Below are 19,179 nucleotides of genomic sequence, written 5' to 3' on the forward strand. Positions count from 1 at the left end.
AGCCCGCTGGGCGGGGCGTCAGGCGTGCATGCGGCCCGCCAGGAAGTCCAGCACGACCGGTGTGGCGTAGTCCTGGAACTCCTCGAAGTAGGCGTGCCGGGCGCCGGCGATGAGGATCATCCGCGCGCCCGGGATGCGTCCGGCCAGCAGCGGCGCGTTGTCGGCCGGGGTGAGCAGGTCGTCGGTGCCGTGCAGCACCAGCGTGGGAGCGGTGATGCCGGGCAGGACGTCCCACGCGTCGTGGCCGTTGCTGGCGGCCAGGTGCCGCCGGCGGGCATGCGCGGGCATGCCGGGGTCGCCGGTGGTGTGGTACGGGCCGGGATGGGTCTCCAGCCAGCGTGGCGTGTACATGAGCTCGGCCAGGGCCCGGCCGGCCGCTGCCCGGTCCGGCTGGGCGAGCGCCCGGCGTACCGTGTTGTCGCGTTCGACTCCGTGCTCGCCGCCCGGCGAGGTGCAGCCGAGCACGAGCGAGGCGACCCGCCCGGGGTGGTCGGCGGCCAGCCACTGGGCGACCCGCCCGCCCATGGACGTCCCGTAGACGTGGGCCCGCTCGACGCCGAGGTCGTCGAGCACGGCGACCACGTCGGCGGCGAGTGCGCGGGTGCTGTAGGGCTCGTCGGGCTTGCCGCTGGCGCCGGTGCCCCGGTAGTCGAGCGTGATCGTGCGATGGGACTGCTCGAAGCCGGCGCGGACGCCGTCCCACCAGTGGTGGCTGTTGGCCTGACCGGACAGCAGGACCAGGGGCTCGCCCCGGCCGCCGACCTGGTAGGCCAGGCCGACGCCGTCGGGACCGGTGGCGATGCCGGTGGTGCGGGCGAGTGGGGACGTCGTGCTCATGAGCGGGGACCTCACGGGGTGTCGAAGCGGCGGGCCAGGACGACGAGCAGCCCGGCCGCGGCGGTCAGGACGATGGCGCCGGTGATCACGCCGGACCAGCCGGCGGTCTGCCACTGGTAGGCGGCCAGCGCGCCGAACACCGAGCTGCCGGCGTAGTAGGCGAGCAGGTACAGCCCGGCGGCCTGCCCGACGCCGACGCCGACCCGCTGCGCCCGGTCGGAGACCCAGCCGCTGACCAGCGAGTGCGTGCCCAGGAAGGCGAACGTCAGGACGCCCAGCCCGGCGACGATGGCAGGCAGCGCGCTCATGCGGGTCAGCAGCACACCGGCCCCCAGCAGGGCGACGCCGTGCAGGGCGGCCGGGCCGCGTCCGCGCCGCAACGCGAACCGGCCGGCCGCCAGCGGAGCCGGTATCCCCACAGGGTAGGCGAGGAAGGCCAGCGCGGCGGCGCCTCCCAGCAGGTACGGCGCCGCCTCCAGGCGGAAGGCCAGCGCGTTGCACAGGCCGACGAACGCGCCCATGGTCGCCGCGCCCACCAGACACAGCACGACCAGGGTCGGGTCCTTGAGAGTGCGGCCGGTGTTGGCCAGCAGGCCGCTCAGCCGGGGGCTGGAGCGGTGGAAGTGGCGCGAGGGCGGCACCAGCGCCCACAGGCCGGCACCGCACACGAGCGTGATGACGCCGACGGCGGCGCCGGCTCCCCGCCAGCCTCCCAGCTCGAACAGCGGCCCGGGCAGCAGGCGGCCGGCCGCCCCGCCGAGGGCGGTGCCCATGATGTAGGTGGCGTTGGCACGCACGTGGGAGCCGGGCGGTGTCTCCTCGCGCAGGTAGGCCAGCGCCACGGCGGGCAGCCCGGCCAGGGCGACGCCCTGCAGGCCGCGCAGCACGAGCAGGCTGTGCCAGGTGGGCGCGAACGCCGTGGCCACGCCCAGCACGCCGGAGCCCGCCAGCGACAGCCGCATGATCCCCACCCGGCCGACCATGTCGGAGATCGGGCCGACGAACAGCAGCGCGACCGCCATCGTGATCGTGGCCAGGGACAGCACCGCAGTGGACTGGGAGGCGCTCACGCCGAAGTGGCGCGCGACGCCGGGCAGCAACGGCTGGACGTAGTAGAGGGCCAGGAAGTTCGCCAGACCGCCGCACATCAGCCCGTACCTGATCCGCCGGTGGACGCGCTCCTCCGCCCCGAGTGAGGAGGACACGACTTCGAGCGTGCCCCGGCAGCCGTGATGCGCAAAATGCAGCGTTTGACGTAGCTGATGCTGAACGCGCATCATCGCAGGATGGACGTGCAGACGCTGCGCTGGTTCCTGTCGTTGTGTGACACAGAGAACATGCGCGACACCGCGGCCCTGGAGCGCGTCAACCAGTCGACGCTGTCGCGGGCCCTGGCCCGGCTGGAGGCCGACCTGGGGGTGGAGCTGTTCCACCGGCGCGGGCGGCGGCTGGCCGTCAACCGCTTCGGCGCGCTGCTGCGCGAGCACGCCGCCCGCGCGGTGGCCGAGCTGGACGACGCCCGCCGCCGGGTGGACGCCCTGGCCAACCCCGACACGGGGCTGATCCGCCTGGGGTTCCTGCACTCGGTGGGGCGATGGCTGGTGCCGGAGGTGCTGCGCGACTACCGCGCCGTCACGCCGGGCATCCGCTTCGAGTTGCGCCAGGGCTTCGCCCGCGAGCTGCTGGCCTGGCTGCACGCCGGCGACATCGACGCCGCGCTGGTCACCCCGCCGCCGCCCGGGAGCGGGGCGCGCTGGCACCGGCTGCGCGAGCAGCGCCTGTGCATCGCGCTGCCCGCCGACCACCCGTTGGCCGCCGTCCCGGCCATCACCCTGGGCGACGTACGGGCCGAGCCGTTCATCGCCTTCGCCCCGACCACGGACCTACGCCGGGTCATCGACGGGCTGTGCCGGGAGGCGGGGTTCGAGCCGGTCATCGCGTTCGAGAGCGAGGAGATCGCCACGGTACGCGGCCTGATCGCCGCCGGGCTGGGGGTGGGCATCCTGCCGCTGCCGGCCACGCCCGAGGTGGACGACCCGGTCTACCGGCCACTGGTGCCGGCGCAGCACCGCCCCATCGGCCTGGTGTGGAACCCGCCGCCACACCCGACGGCCGCCGTCGCCCGCTTCGTGGAGCACCTGACGCGGGCGACGTGACGGGGCCCTTCAGGGCAAGGGTGGCGAGGCGGTGTCAGATCCGGGTCATGGTGGACGGGTATCCGCCGCCGCCGGGGTAGACCCATGCGCCGTCGACCGTGGCGCCGTCGGCGCTGAAGACGCCCTCATAGTAGGCCGGGCTGCCCTTCGCGCCGCCCCAGATGGTCAGTTTGTCGCCGCTCAGCTCGTAGACGTAGTCGAGGGTGTTGCCGGTGGAGTCGTAGAAGCGCGACACCACGTCGGCGCCCGCCGGCTCGCCGAAGGGGCGCAGGTTGCCGATCACCTCCAGGCCGGTGACCGGCTGGCCGAACTGGGTGAGCTCGACGTGCTGGAGCAGGAAGAACCGGCCGGGCATCCACTCGTAACGCACGGTGCCCTCGGCGCCGCCGGTCACCGCCCAGCTGCCGACCAGGCGGTCCAGGGCCTTCAGCTCGGCGCTCGGCTCGTAGGTCTCCATCATCTCGTCCTCCTTGGTGAGTGCTTGCCGGTACCTCGGAGCGGGCGCCACGGTCCCGACGTGCGACAGGTGTGGCATGGATCACACGTGAGTCATGTCGAGATCCCGGCTCCGGCCACGAGGTAGCGGCATGGCACCGTCGCCGCGCCGCTCCGCGTGACCGGGCATACGGTTGTCCGAGCACGAACGACCAGAGGACGCACCATGAAGTACCTGCTGCTCAGCCACACCCCGGCCGCCGCCTGGGACGCCGCGACCGCCGGCACTCCCTCCGAGGAGGCGCTGGCCGCGTTCGCCGCCTACCAGAAGTTCGAGCGCGAACTGGTCGAGACCGGCGAGTTCGTCACCAGCGAGGGCCTCGGCCACCCCGCGCTCAGCACCACGGTCCGCAGGACCCCCGGCGGCGTGCTGGCGACCGACGGGCCGTTCGCCGAGCTCAAGGAGGTCCTGGCCAGCTTCGCGGTGATCGACGTGGTGAGCCAGGAGCGAGCCGTCGAGATCGTCTCGCGGATCGTCGAGGTGCTGGGTGAGCCGATCGAGATCCGGCCGATCATGGGCGAGGACTTCACGGCATGAGCCCGGATGTCGAGCACCTGCTGCGCACCGAGGCGCCGCAGGTGCTCGGCGCGCTGGTCCGGCGCTTCGGCCGGTTCGACGTCGCCGAGGACGCGGTGCAGGAGGCGCTGCTCGCCGCGAGCCGCGCGTGGCCGGCCGGCGGCGTGCCGCAGGACCCGCGCGGCTGGCTGATCCGGATCGGCTACCGGCGGATGGTCGACCTGCTCCGCTCCGACCAGGCCCGGCGCCGGCGCGAGCAGGAGGCCGGAATGGCCGAGCTGGCCATGCGGGAACCGGCGCGCCAGGCGTACCGCCCGCAGGAGACCGACGACAGCCTCGCCCTGCTGCTGCTGTGCTGTCACCCCGCACTGAGCACCGCCTCCCAGGTGGCGCTCACGCTGCGCGCGGTGGGCGGTCTGACGACCGCCGAGATCGCGCACGCCTACGGGACGACGGAAAGCACCATGGGCACGCGCATCAGCCGCGCCAAACAGCACCTCGCCCGCGCCGGCACCCGCTTCACCCCACCGGCCGACGCCGACCGGGACAGCCGGATGGCCGCCGTGACGCAGGTGCTCTACCTGATCTTCAACGAGGGCTACACGGCTTCCTCCGGCGACGAGCTCGCTCGTGTCGACCTGACCCGCGAGGCGATCCGGCTGGCCCGCATGCTCCGCGATTCCCTTCCCGGCGACGCCGAGGTGACCGGTCTGCTCGCGCTGATGCTGCTCACCGAATCCCGGTGCGCCGCCCGTACCCGCGGTGACAAGGAGCTGGTGCCGCTGGACGAGCAGGACCGGACCCGCTGGGATCCCGCCCTGATCCGCGAGGGCACCACGCTGATCGACAGTGTCTGGAGCCGGCGCGAGGTGGGCCCGTACCAGTTGCAGGCGGCGATCGCGGCCGTGCACGCCGCGGCCGCCGCGCCGGAGCGGACCGATTGGCAGCAGATCGCCGCACTGTACCTGTGGCTCGAACGGCTCACCCCGACCGCGCCGGTGCGGCTGAGCCGGGTGGTGGCGGTGGCCCGGGCGTACGGGCCGGTCCGGGGGCTGGCCCTGCTCGACGACCTCAACCGGCAGCACGGGCTCGATCAGGAGCCCCTGACACGGCGGCGAGAACGCACGGTGCGCGCCCACCTGCTCCAGATGACCGGCGACACGGCCGGCGCGGCGGCGCTGTACCGCGAGGCGGCCGCCATGACCGGCAACCAGGTCGAGCGCCGGTACCTGCTGGCCCGAGCTGAGGCCGCCCGGGGAACATCCGGCGGACGGTTGTGGTTACATGAGTCGTGACCGGTGTGCCCAGTGTCCCCGGGCCTCACCTATTGCCTTCGCGGACTACCGTTCGGCTGGAGCCGCGTTGTGCCTTTCGCCGAGAGGCGACACGCACACCGGTTCGCACACGTCACGACAGAGGCCCCGGCCGGCATTCGCCGCCGGGGCCTTTGCCGTGGACCTGTCGACGTCCCCCTCTGGTCGCGCTCCGGACGGAACCCGACGCACCAGCACCCGCCGAAGAGCCCGTTGTCGGGCTCCTCGCGCGCCCTTTCCCGGCGACGGAATCGTAGACCTCGGACCGGCCGCCCCGGTCCGCCGTGCGCATACGTGGGAGCGGTGGCCCGCGGCTGGGCACTCCCTACCGCAGGGGGACGGCGAGCGAGGGGGAGCGATGGCCGGGGTGCGGGTGCGGCGGGTGTACGAGGAGGCGTCGGGCGACGACGGGGCGAGGGTGCTGGTGGACCGCGTCTGGCCGCGAGGGCTGTCCAAGGCGTCGGCGGGGCTGGACGCATGGTGCAAGGAGGTCGCGCCGTCCACGGAGCTGCGCCGATGGTACGGCCACGACCCCGAGCGGTACACCGAGTTCGTCCGGCGCTACCGCGCCGAGCTGGAGGAGCCGGGGCGGGCGGAGGCGCTGGAGCACCTGCGCCGGCTCACGCGGAGCGGCCCGCTGACGCTGCTCACCGCGACCGTGCGCGCCGACATCAGCCACGCGGCGGTGCTGGCCGAGCTCCTGCGGTGAACGCCCGCCCGGTGTCCACCCAGCTGGCCGCCTTGGCCACCCAGCTTGCCGCCTTGGCCACCGGGCCGGCGTCGCGGCCGAGCGGCCGCGGTTGTCCCGGCCCGGCTCCGCCAGCGGGTCAGCGGACCGGGCCGGGCCCCGGTGCTGGCCTGGTGCCAATGACGGCCGTCGCGTACAGCTCGTCGGAGCCCGTGACGCGGGCGGCCAGGCCGGCGCGGGCCATGGCCTTGGCGGTGTCGGCGGCCTGCCGCGCGCTCGTCTCCACCAGCAGGTGGCCGCCGGGCGCCAGCCAGCCGGGCGCCGCAGCGATGACGCGGCGGACGATGTCGAGGCCGTCCGCGCCGCCGTCCAACGCCACCGGAGGCTCGTGGTCGCGCGCCTCGCTGGGCAGCAGCCCGATCTCGCCGGTGGGCACGTACGGCGGGCTGGCCACCAGCACGTCGATCCGGCCACGCAGCCGGTCGGGCAGCGGCTCGTACAGGTCGCCCTGGTGGACGTGACCGCCGGAGGGCGCGAGGTTGCGCCGCGCGCAGCGGACCGCGGCCGGGTCGATGTCGACGGCATGCACCTGGACGGGCGGTGTCGCGGCGGATCCTGTCGGCCCGATCGAGCCTGTCTGCTCTGTCTGTTCTGTCGCGGAGAGGGTGGAGGACAGGGCGGCGGCGAGCGCGCCCGAGCCGCAGCACAGGTCCACGACCACCGGCCGGCTGGTGCGGGCGAGCGCCCGGCGGGTCAGGGTGATCGCCTGGGCGGCCAGGAACTCGCTGCGGCGGCGTGGCACGAAGACCCCGGGGTCCACGGCCACGCGCAGCCCGCAGAACTCCGCCCAGCCCAGCACGTGCTCGAGCGGCAGGCCCGCCACCCGGCGGTCCACCATGGCGGCGAGGGCGGCCGAGCTGCGGGCGGTGGAGATGAGCAGGTCCGCCTCGTCCTCGGCGAAGACGCAGCCGGCGGCTCTGAGCTGGGCCGTGATGGCGGAGTGGGTGAGAAGTGAGGGTGAAACCGACATGAAGCGCCTTCCGGAATGCCGTGGGCGCTCTCCGGTCAGCCGTGCCGGGCCACCGGCACGACCGTGAGGCGAGAGCACCCGGCCTGATATGGCGAAATGGGTCTCACCTCCTCGGTCGTCAGCTGCTGGGGTCCGCAGCTGGAGACGGCAACCCTACAGGAGTCCGTCACAGGCCCGCAAAGATCCGGGCATCCGCGCCGTGATCGGCGACGGGCGCGCGACGCCGCCGGCCCGTGGTCCGTCGGCGTCTCGCGTCGGTGAGGGGTCAGGTCAGCAGGGCCGCGGGGTCGCGCTCGGGCGGGCCTGACGGCCACCACTGTCCGTCCCGGCGGGTGAACGGGTACCAGCGGCCGTCGCGGCCGTAACGGAGCTGCCGGTCGCCGCCGATGGTCCACCGGTTGCGGGACAGCTCCGCGCGGGGCGGCTCCTCGCCCTCCCAGGCGGCCTCCAGGAGGGCCCACGCTCTGGCCAGCTCGTGGCGGGGCGGCGTCCAGGCCGACTCCAGCGCGTCGAGCCCGTCGGCCCCGGCGTGCCGCCAGGCCGCCACCGGGGCGTCCAGCCCGAGGTCGAGGTCGTGCTCGGCGGCGAGCCGTACCCGGTCCTGGTACTCGCTCAGCACGGGCGGCTCCGCGCCGAGCGCCGCGGCGGTGAGCACGTCCCGTGCCCGGGAGGCGGCCGAGGCGGCCAGCACCTCCAGCGCGGCCACGTCCACGCCCGGGGCGGGCTCCAGCCCGAGCGGCGTGAAGGTCACGTCGAGGGACGGCGGCTCGGGCAGCGGCGCCGCTCCGGCCGCGAACCCCTCCGCGAACCCCTGCGCCGTGCACACACCGCCCTCCGGCCCATGTCCGGCCGCCCCGTCACCGTGCGCGCCTCCCCACCCCCGGCCGTCCCTGCCGGCGACCTCGGAAGGCTCGGCGGTCTCCGCTGTCTCGGGGGTCCGGGGGGCGTGGAGGGTGTGGCCGTCGTCCGGCGGGGCGGCCGGCGGCCTTCCCGCCGGCCGGGTGTGGTGCTGGAGCGCACGCATCAGGTCCTCGCGGCCGCGTCCCCGCAGGAGCAGCAGCACGAACGGGTCGCCGTCCAGCAGCCAGGACGCCTGGTAGCACAGCGCCGCCGCGTGCGGGCACGGGTGGCCCCAGTCGGGGCACGAGCACTCGGGTTCGAGGTCGCCCACGGCCGGCAGCAGCGGCACGGCCGCGTCCTCGGCCGCCTCCACCAGCTCGTGCGGCATGTCGCCGTCGAGCAGGGCGGCGATGTGGCCGGCCTTGGCGGTGACCTGGTCGAGGAAGCGGTCCCACTGCGCGGCGGTGAGCCGTTCGACGCGCACGACGGTGTCGTACTCGCCCTCGGTGAGCGCCGCCAGCCGGCCTGGGCTGACCGTGATGGGCCCTACCTGGCCGGTCTTGGCGTAGGCGCGGCCCTTGCGCAGCAGCGTCTGGTCCAGGGAGGTGTCCTCCAGGGCCTTGATCCAGGAGCGGCCCCACCAGGTGGTGGCGAAGCGGGCGCCGGCCCGCTGGAGGGGGAAGGCGGGAAATCCTCTGACGGCGTTCATCTCAGCTCCACCAGCGCGGCGAGTTCGGCGTCGGTCAGTTCGGTGAAGGCGGCCTCGCCGGAGGCCAGCACGGCCTCGGCCAGGGATCGTTTGGCGGCGAGCATCTGGGCGATGCGGTCCTCGATGGTGCCCTCGGCGATGAGCCGGTGGACCTGGACGGGCCGGGTCTGGCCGATGCGGTGCGCGCGGTCGGTGGCCTGGTCCTCCACGGCGGGGTTCCACCAGCGGTCGTAGTGGATGACGTGGTCGGCACGGGTGAGGTTCAGGCCGGTGCCGGCGGCCTTGAGCGACAGCAGGAAGACGGGTGCGTGGCCGTCCTGGAAGCGCTGGACCATCTCCTCGCGCCGGGCGACGGGGGTGCCGCCGTGCAGGAGCTGGGTGGTGACGCCCCGGCCGGTCAGGTGCCGCTCCAACAGCCGGGCCATGGCGACGTACTGGGTGAACACGAGGACGGCGCCGTCCTCGGCGAGGATGGTGTCGACCAGCTCGTCCAGCAGCTCCAGCTTGCCGGAGCGGCCGGGCAGGCGGGGCGCGGCCTCGTGGAGGTACTGGGCGGGGTGGTTGCAGATCTGCTTGAGCCCGGTGAGCAGCTTGACGATGAGGCCGCGCCGGGCCATGCCGTGGGCCTGGCCGATCTGGGCCATGATCTCGCGCACGGCCGCCTCGTACAGGGCGGCCTGCTCGGTGGTGAGCGCGACCGGGCGGTCGGTCTCGGTCTTGGCGGGCAGCTCGGGCGCGATGCCGGGGTCGCTCTTGCGGCGGCGCAGCAGGAACGGGCCGACCAGCCGCGACAGCCGCCCTGCGGCCTCGGCGTCGCCGGACTCGACGGGCCTGGCCCAGCGCGCCCGGAACCGGGCCAGCGGGCCCAGCAGGCCCGGCGTGGTCCAGTCGAGGATGGCCCACAGCTCCGACAGGTTGTTCTCGACGGGGGTGCCGGTGAGCGCGACGCGGGCGGCGGCGGGGATCTCGCGCAGGGCCTTGGCGGTGCTGGAGGCGGGGTTCTTGACGTGCTGGGCCTCGTCGGCCACCAGCAGTCCCCACGGGTGGGTGGCCAGGCGGTCGACGTCCACGCGCATGGTGCCGTACGTGGTGAGCGCGAAACCCTTCTCGGGCAGGTCGCGAGCGGCGCCGTGGTAGCGGCGCACGGGGACACCGGGGGCGAAGCGGGTGATCTCGCGCTCCCAGTTGCCGAGCAGCGAGGCGGGGCAGACCACCAAGGTGGGGCCGTCTCCCTGGGCCGCGCGGTGCAGGTGCAGGGCGATGAGGGTGATGGTCTTGCCGAGGCCCATGTCGTCGGCCAGGCAGCCACCGAGCCCGAGGGAGGTCATGCGGGCCAGCCAGCGAAGCCCGTGGAGCTGGTAGTCGCGCAGCGTGGCGGCCAGCCCGTCGGGGGCGGCGACGTCGAGCGGCTCGGCCAGCCGGGCGCGCAGCTCGGCGAGCCAGGCGCTCGCCTCGATCTCCACCTGCTCGCCGTCGATCTCGACGGCGCCGGTCAGCGCGGCGCCGAGCGCCTCCAGCCCGGTCAGGGGCTTGAGATCGCGCTGGCGTGCCTTGCGCGCCACGTCGGGGTCGACGAGCACCCACTGGTCGCGCAGCCGTACGACAGGGCGGTGGGCCTCGGCGAGGGCGTCCATCTCGGCGGCGCTCAGCCGCTCGCCGCCCAGGGCGAGCCGCCAGTCGAACCCGGTCAGGTGCTGCCCACTGAAGAAGGAGGGCAGGTCGGAGGGCTTGTCGTGATCGCCGACGACGGCGCGGGCGGTCAGGCCGCGCACCAGATGGCGGGGCCAGTGCACCTCCACGCCCGCGGCGGCCAGCCGCTCGGCGGCGCCGGCCAGCAACTCCTCCACCTCGCCGTCGGACAGGACCAGCTCGTCGGGTACGGCGCTGTCGAGCAGCCGGGCCAGCGCCGGCCAGGCGCGGGAGGCGCGGCGCAGGGCCACGGTGACGTCGATGCGGGCCCGCGCGCCGAGCCCTGGGTCGTGGCCGCGCCACAGGTCGCCGGCGTCGACCACGAGTGACGGGTCGGCCTGCGCGTGGACCTGGACGACGGCGCGGAACTCCTCCACGACCAGGTCGCCGGCCTCCAGGCGCAGCGACACGCGTACGCCGGAGTCCAGGGTGGCCGACACCTCGCCGGCCCACGCGCGCAGCTGCGGCACCTTGACCGGCTTGACGGCGGCGTAAGCGGACGTGCCGGTGGCGCGCACGGCGCCGGGGGAGCGCGGCATCGCGTCGGCGACCGCGTCGAGGAAGGCCCGCACGTGCCGCTCGGCGTCGGGCGGCGATGTCCCTGGAGGCATGGCGGCGGCCAGCTCGCGTACCCGGCGCAGGTCGGCGGCGTCGAACGGGCCGGCCCGCCAGGCGTCGTGGTCGCCGTCCGTCACGTCCGGCAGGATGCGGCCGCGGGTGACGAGCTGGAGGGCGACGAGGGCGGCGGCGCCCCAGAAGCGGGCGGCGGGGTGGGCGTCCTCGTCATGGCGGGCGCGGGCCAGCGCCGCGACGGCCTCGCTCACCGGCAGGCTGGTGGTGTCCCCGCTGTCCGGCGTGCCGGGGTCGAGGAAGACCATCCGGCCGGACCTGGGCGGATCGCCCGGCTCGAAGAGGACCGCCCGCCGTACCAGATCCGTTGATGAGCTCACGGCCGTACAGTGTACGGTACGTGGGGTTGTGGTTTACCACACCCCAGATCGGGCGTTCACCGCATTACCAGCATGTGCGATCACCCCTAGCCTGGAACGCATGACGGACTGGCTGGTTGGACTCATGGAAACCCTCGGCGCTCCCGGGGCGGGCATCGCGATCGCGCTGGAGAACCTGTTCCCGCCGCTGCCGAGCGAGGTGATCCTTCCGCTGGCGGGCTTCACGGCGAGCCGGGGCGAGATGGATCTGCTCGACGCCTTGGTGTGGACGACGCTGGGCTCGGTGGTGGGCGCGCTGGCGCTGTACTGGGTGGGGGCGCTGCTGGGCAGGGAGCGGGTGCTGGCGATCGCCGCCCGGATCCCGCTGGTCAAGCCCGCCGACATCGAGAAGACCGAGGCGTGGTTCCTCAGGCACGGCCGCAAGACGGTGTTCTTCGGCCGGATGGTGCCGCTGTTCCGCAGCCTCATCTCGATCCCGGCGGGCGTCGAGCGGATGCCGGTCATGACCTTCCTGGCCCTGACGACCAGCGGCAGCCTCATCTGGAACACCATCTTCGTGATGGCCGGCTACCTGCTGGGCGAGCAGTGGGAGCTGGTGGAGACCTACGTCGGCATCGGCTCGAACGTGGTGATCGCCCTGGTCGTGCTCGCGGTGCTGGTCTTCGTCGGCGTCCGGCTCGCCGAGCGGCGCAAGGGCCGGCATGCGTCCCGTCGCTGAGGGGGCTCGGGTCGTGGGGGCGGTGGTGCTGGGCGCGGTGACCGCGCCGCTGGAGGCGGTGTTCCTGCTGCTGGCGCTGCCGTTCCTCGGCAATCCGAACGTCTCGGGCGCGGCCGTGCGCCTGGCCGCGCTGGAGGTGCGCCGGGCCGGTCTGGACCCGGCCGCGCTCGGCCTGACCACGCCGACGGGCGGACGATCTGGAAACGGGCAGGCCGGCGGGCGGGCGCTGCGGTTCCTGACGCTGCGCGTGCCGGTCGGCGTGCTGGGCGGGCTGGTGGTGACGCTGTTCGTGTACGGGGCCCGCACGGGGTTCATGGCGGCGTGGGCGTGGCTGGCCGGTGAGCGCTTCGACGGCATGGAGCCCACCCCGCTGCTCCTGCTCTATGGCGTGCTGGCCGGGATCGTGCTGCTGTTCATCGACGTCTCCGGCCTGATCGGCGTGTACGCGGTGGAGCGGCGGCTGGCCCGTGCGGTGCTGACGCCCGGCCGGACCGAGGCGCTGGAGCGCAGGATCGCCGAGCTGTCGGAGAGCCGGGCCGGGGTCGTGGCGGCGGTCGACTCCGAGCGGCGCCGCATCGAGCGTGACCTGCACGACGGGCTCCAGCAGCGCCTGGTGGCCCTGTCGATGCTGATCGGCCGCTCCCGGCGCAGCCGCCCGGAGCTGCTAGACCAGGCGCACGAGGAGGCGCAGCGGGCCCTGGCCGAGCTGCGGGAGGTGGCCTGGCGGGTGTACCCGAGCGGGCTGGACTCCCTGGGGCTGGGCGAGGCGCTGGCCGGGGTGGCCGAGCGCTCGGGCGTGCCCGTCAAGGTGGCCTGCGACCTCGCCGAACGGCCGCCGATGGCGGTCGAGACGGCCGCGTACTTCGTGGTGTGCGAGGCCGTCACCAACGCCGCCAAGCACTCCGGCGCCGCGCTCATCACCGTGGACGTCCACCGGCGCGGCACGAGTCTGCTCGTGCGGGTGGGGGACGACGGCACGGGCGGCGCGGACCCGGCGGGCAGCGGCCTGTCGGGGCTGGCGCGCCGGGTGGCGGCGCTGGACGGGACCTTCGAGGTGACCAGCCCGCCGGGCGGTCCGACGACGATCGTGGTGGAGCTGCCGTGCGGGTGATCCTGGCCGAGGACTCGACCCTGCTGCGCGAGGGTCTCGTCCGGCTGCTGGTGGAGGAGGGCCACGAGGTTCTGGCCGCCGTGGGCGACGGCGCGGCGCTGGTGGAGGCTGTGGCCGAGCACGACCCGGACGTCGTGGTGGTGGATGTGCGGATGCCGCCCACCCACACCGACGAGGGACTGCGCGCGGCGCTGGAGATCCGGCGGAGCCGGCCGCGCGTGCGGCTGCTGGTGCTGTCGCAGTACGTCGAGAAGAAGTACGCCGCCGAGCTGATGAGCGGCGACGTGGAGGGCGTCGGCTACCTGCTGAAGGACCGGGTGGCGCAGGTGGCCGACTTCCTGGACGCGCTGGAGCGGGTGGCGGCCGGGGGAGCGGCGTTCGACCCCGAGGTGGTGCGCCAGCTCCTGGCCCGCACCTCGCAGGTGGATCCCCTGGCGAGGCTGACCCCGCGCGAGCGCGAGGTGCTGGAGCGCATGGCGCAAGGACTGACCAACGCCTCGATCGCCCAGCAGTTGCACGTCTCGCAGAGCGCGGTGGAGAAGCACGTCAACGCGCTGTTCGACAAGCTGCGGCTCTCGCACGCCGCCGGCTACAGCCGGCGGGTGCTGGCCGTGCTGCGCTTCCTGGAGTCCTGAGGCACGGCCGTCGCGTGCCGGGTCCTCCGACGACCATGATGCGCTTGACAAATTTATTTGTCGGTGAGACGGTTGGGGCACCTCGAAAGAGACCTTCAAGAGCGGAGACGAAGATGCGAAAGATCGTCGTGGGCCTGTTCATCTCGCTGGACGGTGTGGTGGAGTCGCCGGAGAAGTGGCACTTCCCGTACTTCAACGATGAGATGGGGCAGATCGTCGGCGAGCAGATGCAGGCGGCCGACGCCATGCTGCTCGGCCGCCGCACCTACGAGGGGTTCGCCGCCTACTGGCCGAACCCCGAGCCGGAGGCCGCCGACATGGCCGAGCACATGAACGGCACCCCCAAGTACGTGGTCACCTCCACCCTGGAGACGGCCTCCTGGGAGAACTCCACGATCATCAGCGGCGACGTCGCGGCCCAGCTGAAGGAGCTGAAGAACCAGCCGGGCAAGGACATCGGGATCACCGGCAGCGCCACGCTGGTGCGCTCACTGCTGCGCGACGGGCTGCTGGACGAGCTGCGCCTGCTCATCCACCCGATCGTGGTGGGCGGCGGCATCAAGCTGTTCGCCGACGGCGAGCAGGTCCCGCTGCGGCTGCTGGACTCCCGCACGCTGGAGACGGGCGTCATCTACGCGACCTACGGCAGGGCCTGACCATGCCGACGACCACCGCCACCAAGACCGTCGCCGTCAAGCTCCTGGTCAAGCCGCGGACCTCCGTCTGGGTCTCCGCCCCCGCCCACCGAGCCCTGATCGAGCCGCTGCCGGAGGGCGCACGCCACGCCGGGGCGCTCGGCGAGGCGGACGTCGCGGTGCTCTTCGCCGCCGACGCCGCCTCGGCCCGGGGCCTGCTGGAGGAGCACCGCGACGCGCTGGCCATACCGTCCGTGCTGTGGGTGGCCTACCCCAAGGGCAACCGCTCCGACATCAACCGCGACACCCTGTGGCCGATCGTCGGCGAGTACGGGCTGCGCCCCAACGGGCAGGTGGCCGTGGACGAGCTCTGGTCGGCGCTGCGCTTTCGCCCGCTGAAGGAGGGCGAGGCGCCGTTCACGGGTGGCCGCTGACCGCCCGGCCCGTGCGGCGCCGCTGCGCCGCCGGCGCGGACCGGGCGGATGGGCCGGGCGTTCAGGGGGTCAGGGAGCGCAGGCGCAGGCGGATGGCCGAGGAGGTGGCCGAGGCGGCCTCCCAGCTGCCGTCCAGCGGGGTGATGGTGACGTTGCCGGCCGCCAGCAGCGTGCGGTCGGCGTCCTGCACCGGGTCGGGCCCGGGGTCGGCGATCGGGACGATGCGGTAGCACAGGGCGCATGCCTCCGGAGCGGGCGTGTAGCCGGCGGAGTACGGCAGGGAGCTGCCCAGGTGGGCGACGCTGACCGTGCCGTTGGGGGTGACGGGGTAGTTGACGTTCAGCGCGGTGCGGGCGGGCAGAACGGGGCCGTTGCCGGCGGTGGCCGCCAGCCGATCGACCAACCGCACGGTGAACTGGATGGCCTGGGCGGCGCTGGGCACGGCGCTGCCGTCGCGGGCGATGCTGACGGCGACGGCGGGCACGCCGGCGGTGATGGCGGTGATGGCGGCACCGACCGTGCCGGAGTAGGTGGCGGCCGCGGCGACGTTCTCGCCGGGGTTCGGGCCGGAGACGACCAGGTCGGGCGGGTCGCCGGCGAAGGGGACGCGGGTGCCGAAGGAGACCGCGTCGCTGGGGCTGCCGCCGACGGCCCAGCCGTCGTCCTGCTTGGCGGCCTCGATCGTGCTGCCGAACTTGGCGTTGATCTGGGTGCCGGAGGCGCTGGCGTCGGCGGCCGGGGCGACGACGGTGACCTCGTGGCCGGCGGCGACCAGGGCCTGGCGGAGCTGGTGGAGGTAGGTCGAGGAGTAGCCGTCGTCGTTGGTCAGCAGGATGCGCAGGGGCTGGCGGTGCAGTGCCTGCGCGGGGGCGGTGCCCATGGCCAGGAGCGCGAGTAAGAGAAGGGGAACGAGGGCCAGACGTTTGAACACGTGGGTCTCCTTGCCGAGCACCGTTGCCAACACGTAGAAAGCTCACCTACGTGACGGTCTGGACGGTATGCGGGCGCGGCCTCGCCGGACCACCGGCATGACCCCTAAACGAACCCCAGATGAATGAGACGTGAACCACAAGTGAACGCGTCCCGGGAGGCACGGCTGCGGCCGTGTGGTCCTAGGGTGAAGGCCGTGATCAGCACGCGCGCGCTCAACCGGGCGACCCTGGCCCGCCAGCTCCTGCTGCGGCGCCATGCCATGCCCGCGCTCCAGGCCGTGGAGCACCTCGTCGGCATGCAGGCCCAGGCCCCGTTCCCGCCGTACTTCGGCCTGTGGTCGCGCCTGGACGGCTTCACGCCCGACGCCCTGGCCCGGCCGCTGGTGGAGCGTGCGGCGGTGCGCATGGTGCTCATGCGCGGCACTGTCCACCTCGTCACCGCCGACGACGCCCTGACCTTGCGCCCGCTCACGCAGCCGCTGCTCGACCGCTACCTGGCCACCGCCTACAGCCGCACCCTGGGGGACGTCGACCGCGACCAGCTCGCCAAGGCCGGGCGCGAGGCCCTGCGGGAGCGCGCGCTGACGGCCGCCGAGCTGGGCGCGCACCTGGCCGAGCGCTTCCCCGGGGCCGCACCGGGCGACCTCGCGCTGGCCGCGCGGTGCCTGCTGCCGCTGGTGCAGGTGCCGCCGCGCGCCGTGTGGGGCAAGGCCGGGCGCACCGCGTACGCGCCGATGGAGGAGTGGCTGGGCCGCCCGCCGCATCCCGAGCCGTCACTGGAGCGGCTGGTGCTGCGTTACCTGGCCGCGTTCGGGCCGGCCACGGTCGCCGACGCGCAGGCCTGGTCCGGCCTGACCGGGCTGCGGGAGATCGTCGAAAGGCTGCGTCCCGGGCTGGTCGTCTTCGAGGACGAGCGGGGCCGGGAGCTGTTCGACCTGCCCGACGCGCCGCGCCCCGGACCGGACGTGCCCGCGCCGGTGCGGCTGGTCGCGCCGTTCGACAACCTGCTGCTCAGCCACGCCGACCGCACCCGGATCATCTCCGACGAGCACCGCAAGACGGTCATCACCGTCAACGGGCAGGTGCTGGGAACCGTGCTGGCCGACGGGTTCGTGCGGGGGGTGTGGCGCCGCGAGGGGCCCGTGGTCACGATCGAGCCGTTCGAGCCGCTGACGCCGGGGCAGGCGGAGGAGGCCAGGGCCGAGGCACTGGCGTTGCTCGCCTTCGCCGAGCCGGGCAAGGTGGACCGGCACGAGGTCAGGGGGATCTGACGGTGTGGATGCTCCTGGCCTCGGCCCGGCAGAGCGGGCCCGGCCGGGCGCACATGGTGTCATGACCTCGAAAGGGCGTGGTGTGGTCGCTTCTCAGGCGACGCGGGTGTCGTAGGTCTCGCGATTGGCGAGCACATCGTCCATGTGCACCTCGGCCCAGGCCTTGAGGCCGCGCATCGTCTCGTGCAGCGACAGGCCGAGATCGGTCAGCTCGTAGGAGACGGTGACGGGCACGGTCGGCACCACGGTGCGGGACACCAGGCCGTCGCGCTCCAGGGAGCGCAGCGTCTGGGTGAGCATCTTCTGGCTGACGCCGGCCAGCAGGCGGGCCAGCTCCGAGTAGCGCATCGCCCGGGGCTCGCCGGCGCACTCGGTGCCCGGCTGATGCGCGCTGTCGCTGCCGAGCGCGGCCAGGATCAGCGTCACCCATTTGTCGGAGATCCGATCGAGCAGCTTGCGACTGGGGCAGGCCGCCACGAAGGCGTCGTACTCCACTTTGGCCTGTGCCCTCTGCTGGGCCGCCGTCATCGTCGCCATCCGGCGCTCCTCTCACCCATGAGTGCGCTACGCACCCGGAAGTGCCTTCTTCCCATGAGAAAGCTACATGCCCATGGAGGTGCAAGGTGCTGTCTGGCAGAGGGCGCGCAGGTCGTCGAAGGCTTGGAGGAGGTGTGCGTCCAGGCTCTGCGAGGAGTCGTCGATCCAGGCTTGGACCGCTTGGTGAAAGGCGGCCCACCCGGTTCGAGCGGCCAGGCCGGCCAGCCGGTCGGCGACACCGCGCTGCCGCAGCGCCTCCGCTACGGCGTCGGTGAGCGACGAGGCCTTGGCCAGGTCCCGTTCGCGGAGCGCCGGTGTCGCCGCGATGACGTGTAGTCGTGGTTCGGCGAAGGAGCGGTTGTCCTCAAGGATGTGTTCGACCTTGCGGAAGGCGCGGAGCAGCAGGTCGAGCGGCTGGAGACCGTCGGGCGCTTCGGCCACCGCCCGCATCAGGGCCGCGCGCAGGTCGGATTCGCCGCCGAAGAGCACCTCGCGCTTGTCCGGGAAATGCCGGAAGAACGTGCGTTCGTTGACGCCGGCTCGAGCAGCGATCTCGGCCGTGGTGGTCTGGTCGAACCCGCGTTCCCGGTACAGCTCCAGGGCCGCCTGCTGAAGGCGGCGGCGCGCTTCCGCTCCACTCCGTGGCACGCTCCGAAGATACCGCATGTGTCAGTGGGTGGCGCTACTTGACGCCAGTGACTGGCGCTATCTACAGTCAGCGACTGGCACTGCGTAGTGCCAGTTACTGGCGTTAAGTGGGAGAGTGTTTCATGCATGTCTTTGTCACCGGTGGTTCCGGCCAGACCGGCCCCGCGGTCGTCGCCGAGCTCGTGGCGGCCGGCCACACCGTCACCGGTCTGGCGCGCTCGGATGCCGCCGCCGCCCGGCTGGAGTCACTGGGGGCCACGCCACACCGAGGCTCTCTGGACGATCTCGACAGTCTGCGCAGCGGCGCCGCAGCCGCCGACGGGGTCCTGCACATGGCCTACGGCGGCGATTTCTCTGATCTCGACGACATGATGAGGCGCGACCGGACCGCGATCGAGGCACTCGGCCGACCGCTGGAACACTCGGACAAGCCGCTCGTGGTCACCTCGGGCACCCTGGTCATGCCCGCGGGCCGGGAGACCACCGAGAAGGACGAGCCCGACGGGACCGGGATCGCCGCCTTCCGCATCGCGGGTGAGCGAGCATGCCTGGCCTTCGCCGCCCGGGGAGTGCGCGCGAGCGTGGTGCGCCTGGCTCCCACCGTCCACGGCCCCGAGGATCACGGTTTCATCCCCATGCTCATCGCCACCGCGCGAAAGACGGGCGTCTCGGCCTACGTGGGAGACGGCGCCAACCGGTGGCCCGCGGTGCACCGGCTCGACGCGGCGGTCCTGTTCCGTCTGGCAGTGGAGAAGGCGCCTGCGGGCAGCGTGCTGCACGGAGCGGCCGAAAGCGGCGTCACCTTGAGAAGCATCGCAGAGGTGATCGCCCGGGGCCTGGATCTGCCCACGGTATCGCTGGCACCCGACGAGGCCGCCACGCACTTCGTCAGCCCGTTCATGGCCACCGCCTACGGCTTCGACGGGCCTGTCTCCAGCTCCTACACCCAGGAGTTGCTCGGCTGGTCGCCCGCACACCCGACACTGCTCGAAGACCTGGAGCACGGCGATTACCTGGCCACACCGGCCACCTGA

20 protein-coding genes are annotated in these 19,179 nt (G+C 73.5%); 11 read left to right on the top strand and 9 right to left on the bottom strand.

What is annotated here, in order from left to right; genetic code table 11:
* Positions 1-18: 18 nt before the first annotated feature.
* Both MTP10_RS22080 and MTP10_RS22085 read right to left on the bottom strand, forming a co-directional pair.
* A complete protein-coding gene (locus tag MTP10_RS22080) occupies positions 19-837 on the bottom strand; it encodes an alpha/beta fold hydrolase (RefSeq protein ID WP_310711432.1) in 819 nt (272 codons plus the stop codon).
* 11 nt (positions 838-848) lie between these two features.
* Positions 849-2,042, bottom strand: coding sequence for an MFS transporter (locus MTP10_RS22085; RefSeq protein WP_310711433.1), 1,194 nt, complete (start codon positions 2,040-2,042; stop codon positions 849-851).
* An 81-nt stretch (positions 2,043-2,123) separates the two neighbouring features.
* Here MTP10_RS22085 and MTP10_RS22090 point away from each other — a divergent pair, with 81 nt between their 5' ends.
* Positions 2,124-2,993, top strand: coding sequence for a LysR family transcriptional regulator (locus MTP10_RS22090; protein WP_310711434.1), 870 nt, complete (start codon positions 2,124-2,126; stop codon positions 2,991-2,993).
* 34 nt (positions 2,994-3,027) lie between these two features.
* Here the strand turns inward: MTP10_RS22090 and MTP10_RS22095 are convergent, their stop codons facing one another.
* On the bottom strand, positions 3,028-3,453 hold the full coding sequence (locus MTP10_RS22095; RefSeq protein WP_310711435.1) for a hypothetical protein: 426 nt from the start codon (positions 3,451-3,453) through the stop codon (positions 3,028-3,030).
* Between the two features lie 201 nt (positions 3,454-3,654).
* On the opposite strand from MTP10_RS22095, the gene MTP10_RS22100 reads away from it, so the two are divergent.
* The 3 genes from MTP10_RS22100 (at position 3,655) to MTP10_RS22110 (ending at position 6,027) form a co-directional block, all read left to right on the top strand.
* Positions 3,655-4,026: a YciI family protein gene (locus tag MTP10_RS22100; RefSeq protein WP_310711436.1), complete on the top strand. Its 372-nt coding sequence runs from the start codon at positions 3,655-3,657 to the stop codon at positions 4,024-4,026.
* Positions 4,023-5,300 carry a sigma-70 family RNA polymerase sigma factor gene (locus MTP10_RS22105; RefSeq protein WP_310711438.1) on the top strand — a complete coding sequence of 426 codons (1,278 nt, stop codon included), beginning with the start codon at positions 4,023-4,025 and terminating at the stop codon, positions 5,298-5,300. Before MTP10_RS22100 ends, MTP10_RS22105 begins: the two co-directional genes overlap by 4 nt.
* 376 nt (positions 5,301-5,676) lie before the next feature.
* Positions 5,677-6,027 carry a DUF488 family protein gene (locus MTP10_RS22110; protein ID WP_310711439.1) on the top strand — a complete coding sequence of 117 codons (351 nt, stop codon included), beginning with the start codon at positions 5,677-5,679 and terminating at the stop codon, positions 6,025-6,027.
* Positions 6,028-6,145: 118 nt separating this feature from the next.
* On the opposite strand, the gene MTP10_RS22115 is transcribed toward MTP10_RS22110, so the two are convergent.
* The 3 genes from MTP10_RS22115 to MTP10_RS22125 all read right to left on the bottom strand — a co-directional run bounded on the left by MTP10_RS22115 (position 6,146) and on the right by MTP10_RS22125 (position 11,224).
* A complete protein-coding gene (locus MTP10_RS22115; protein WP_310711440.1) occupies positions 6,146-7,036 on the bottom strand; it encodes a putative protein N(5)-glutamine methyltransferase in 891 nt (296 codons plus the stop codon).
* Positions 7,037-7,301: 265 nt separating this feature from the next.
* A complete protein-coding gene (locus MTP10_RS22120) occupies positions 7,302-8,585 on the bottom strand; it encodes an SWIM zinc finger family protein (protein WP_310711442.1) in 1,284 nt (427 codons plus the stop codon).
* A complete protein-coding gene (locus MTP10_RS22125) occupies positions 8,582-11,224 on the bottom strand; it encodes a DEAD/DEAH box helicase (protein WP_310711443.1) in 2,643 nt (880 codons plus the stop codon). The genes MTP10_RS22120 and MTP10_RS22125 overlap by 4 nt, the downstream gene beginning before the upstream one ends.
* A gap of 100 nt (positions 11,225-11,324) precedes the next feature.
* Here MTP10_RS22125 and MTP10_RS22130 point away from each other — a divergent pair, with 100 nt between their 5' ends.
* From MTP10_RS22130 to MTP10_RS22150, 5 genes are all read left to right on the top strand, one after another.
* Positions 11,325-11,942: a DedA family protein gene (locus MTP10_RS22130; RefSeq protein WP_310711446.1), complete on the top strand. Its 618-nt coding sequence runs from the start codon at positions 11,325-11,327 to the stop codon at positions 11,940-11,942.
* On the top strand, positions 11,926-13,053 hold the full coding sequence (locus MTP10_RS22135) for a histidine kinase (protein WP_310711447.1): 1,128 nt from the start codon (positions 11,926-11,928) through the stop codon (positions 13,051-13,053). Before MTP10_RS22130 ends, MTP10_RS22135 begins: the two co-directional genes overlap by 17 nt.
* The gene (locus MTP10_RS22140; protein ID WP_310711449.1) at positions 13,044-13,688 is read left to right on the top strand and encodes a response regulator transcription factor; all 645 of its coding nucleotides are present in this window, start codon (positions 13,044-13,046) and stop codon (positions 13,686-13,688) included. Before MTP10_RS22135 ends, MTP10_RS22140 begins: the two co-directional genes overlap by 10 nt.
* A 113-nt stretch (positions 13,689-13,801) precedes the next feature.
* The gene (locus tag MTP10_RS22145) at positions 13,802-14,344 is read left to right on the top strand and encodes a dihydrofolate reductase family protein (protein ID WP_310711450.1); all 543 of its coding nucleotides are present in this window, start codon (positions 13,802-13,804) and stop codon (positions 14,342-14,344) included.
* 2 nt (positions 14,345-14,346) lie between these two features.
* Positions 14,347-14,757, top strand: coding sequence for a hypothetical protein (locus MTP10_RS22150; protein ID WP_310711451.1), 411 nt, complete (start codon positions 14,347-14,349; stop codon positions 14,755-14,757).
* A gap of 61 nt (positions 14,758-14,818) precedes the next feature.
* On the opposite strand, the gene surE is transcribed toward MTP10_RS22150, so the two are convergent.
* On the bottom strand, positions 14,819-15,688 hold the full coding sequence (gene surE / locus MTP10_RS22155; RefSeq protein ID WP_310711452.1) for a 5'/3'-nucleotidase SurE: 870 nt from the start codon (positions 15,686-15,688) through the stop codon (positions 14,819-14,821).
* Positions 15,689-15,883: 195 nt separating this feature from the next.
* Here surE and MTP10_RS22160 point away from each other — a divergent pair, with 195 nt between their 5' ends.
* The gene (locus MTP10_RS22160; protein WP_310711453.1) at positions 15,884-16,960 is read left to right on the top strand and encodes a winged helix DNA-binding domain-containing protein; all 1,077 of its coding nucleotides are present in this window, start codon (positions 15,884-15,886) and stop codon (positions 16,958-16,960) included.
* A gap of 93 nt (positions 16,961-17,053) precedes the next feature.
* Here the strand turns inward: MTP10_RS22160 and MTP10_RS22165 are convergent, their stop codons facing one another.
* Entirely contained in the window at positions 17,054-17,497 is a 444-nt protein-coding gene (locus MTP10_RS22165; protein WP_310711454.1) for a helix-turn-helix domain-containing protein, read from the bottom strand.
* A gap of 63 nt (positions 17,498-17,560) precedes the next feature.
* Positions 17,561-18,145 carry a TetR family transcriptional regulator gene (locus MTP10_RS22170; RefSeq protein ID WP_310711455.1) on the bottom strand — a complete coding sequence of 195 codons (585 nt, stop codon included), beginning with the start codon at positions 18,143-18,145 and terminating at the stop codon, positions 17,561-17,563.
* Between the two features lie 122 nt (positions 18,146-18,267).
* Here MTP10_RS22170 and MTP10_RS22175 point away from each other — a divergent pair, with 122 nt between their 5' ends.
* Positions 18,268-19,179, top strand: a complete 912-nt coding sequence (locus MTP10_RS22175; protein ID WP_310711457.1) for an SDR family oxidoreductase — start codon at positions 18,268-18,270, stop codon at positions 19,177-19,179.

Source organism: Nonomuraea sp. 3-1Str, from assembly GCF_031570565.1.
In the GTDB taxonomy this organism is placed as follows: Bacteria; Actinomycetota; Actinomycetes; order Streptosporangiales; family Streptosporangiaceae; genus Nonomuraea.

What these genes read in the sequence shown, in the direction of transcription:
- MTP10_RS22130 (WP_310711446.1), top strand. Translation starts at nt 11,325, where the DNA reads ATGACGGACTGGCTGGTTGGACTCATGGAAACCCTCGGCGCTCCCGGG.
- MTP10_RS22150 (WP_310711451.1), top strand. Translation starts at nt 14,347, where the DNA reads ATGCCGACGACCACCGCCACCAAGACCGTCGCCGTCAAGCTCCTGGTC.
- MTP10_RS22100 (WP_310711436.1), top strand. Translation starts at nt 3,655, where the DNA reads ATGAAGTACCTGCTGCTCAGCCACACCCCGGCCGCCGCCTGGGACGCC.
- MTP10_RS22115 (WP_310711440.1), bottom strand. Translation starts at nt 7,036, where the DNA reads ATGTCGGTTTCACCCTCACTTCTCACCCACTCCGCCATCACGGCCCAG.
- MTP10_RS22120 (WP_310711442.1), bottom strand. Translation starts at nt 8,585, where the DNA reads ATGAACGCCGTCAGAGGATTTCCCGCCTTCCCCCTCCAGCGGGCCGGC.
- MTP10_RS22145 (WP_310711450.1), top strand. Translation starts at nt 13,802, where the DNA reads ATGCGAAAGATCGTCGTGGGCCTGTTCATCTCGCTGGACGGTGTGGTG.
- MTP10_RS22110 (WP_310711439.1), top strand. Translation starts at nt 5,677, where the DNA reads ATGGCCGGGGTGCGGGTGCGGCGGGTGTACGAGGAGGCGTCGGGCGAC.
- MTP10_RS22165 (WP_310711454.1), bottom strand. Translation starts at nt 17,497, where the DNA reads ATGGCGACGATGACGGCGGCCCAGCAGAGGGCACAGGCCAAAGTGGAG.
- MTP10_RS22105 (WP_310711438.1), top strand. Translation starts at nt 4,023, where the DNA reads ATGAGCCCGGATGTCGAGCACCTGCTGCGCACCGAGGCGCCGCAGGTG.
- MTP10_RS22080 (WP_310711432.1), bottom strand. Translation starts at nt 837, where the DNA reads ATGAGCACGACGTCCCCACTCGCCCGCACCACCGGCATCGCCACCGGT.
- MTP10_RS22090 (WP_310711434.1), top strand. Translation starts at nt 2,124, where the DNA reads ATGGACGTGCAGACGCTGCGCTGGTTCCTGTCGTTGTGTGACACAGAG.
- MTP10_RS22135 (WP_310711447.1), top strand. Translation starts at nt 11,926, where the DNA reads ATGCGTCCCGTCGCTGAGGGGGCTCGGGTCGTGGGGGCGGTGGTGCTG.
- MTP10_RS22175 (WP_310711457.1), top strand. Translation starts at nt 18,268, where the DNA reads ATGCATGTCTTTGTCACCGGTGGTTCCGGCCAGACCGGCCCCGCGGTC.
- MTP10_RS22095 (WP_310711435.1), bottom strand. Translation starts at nt 3,453, where the DNA reads ATGATGGAGACCTACGAGCCGAGCGCCGAGCTGAAGGCCCTGGACCGC.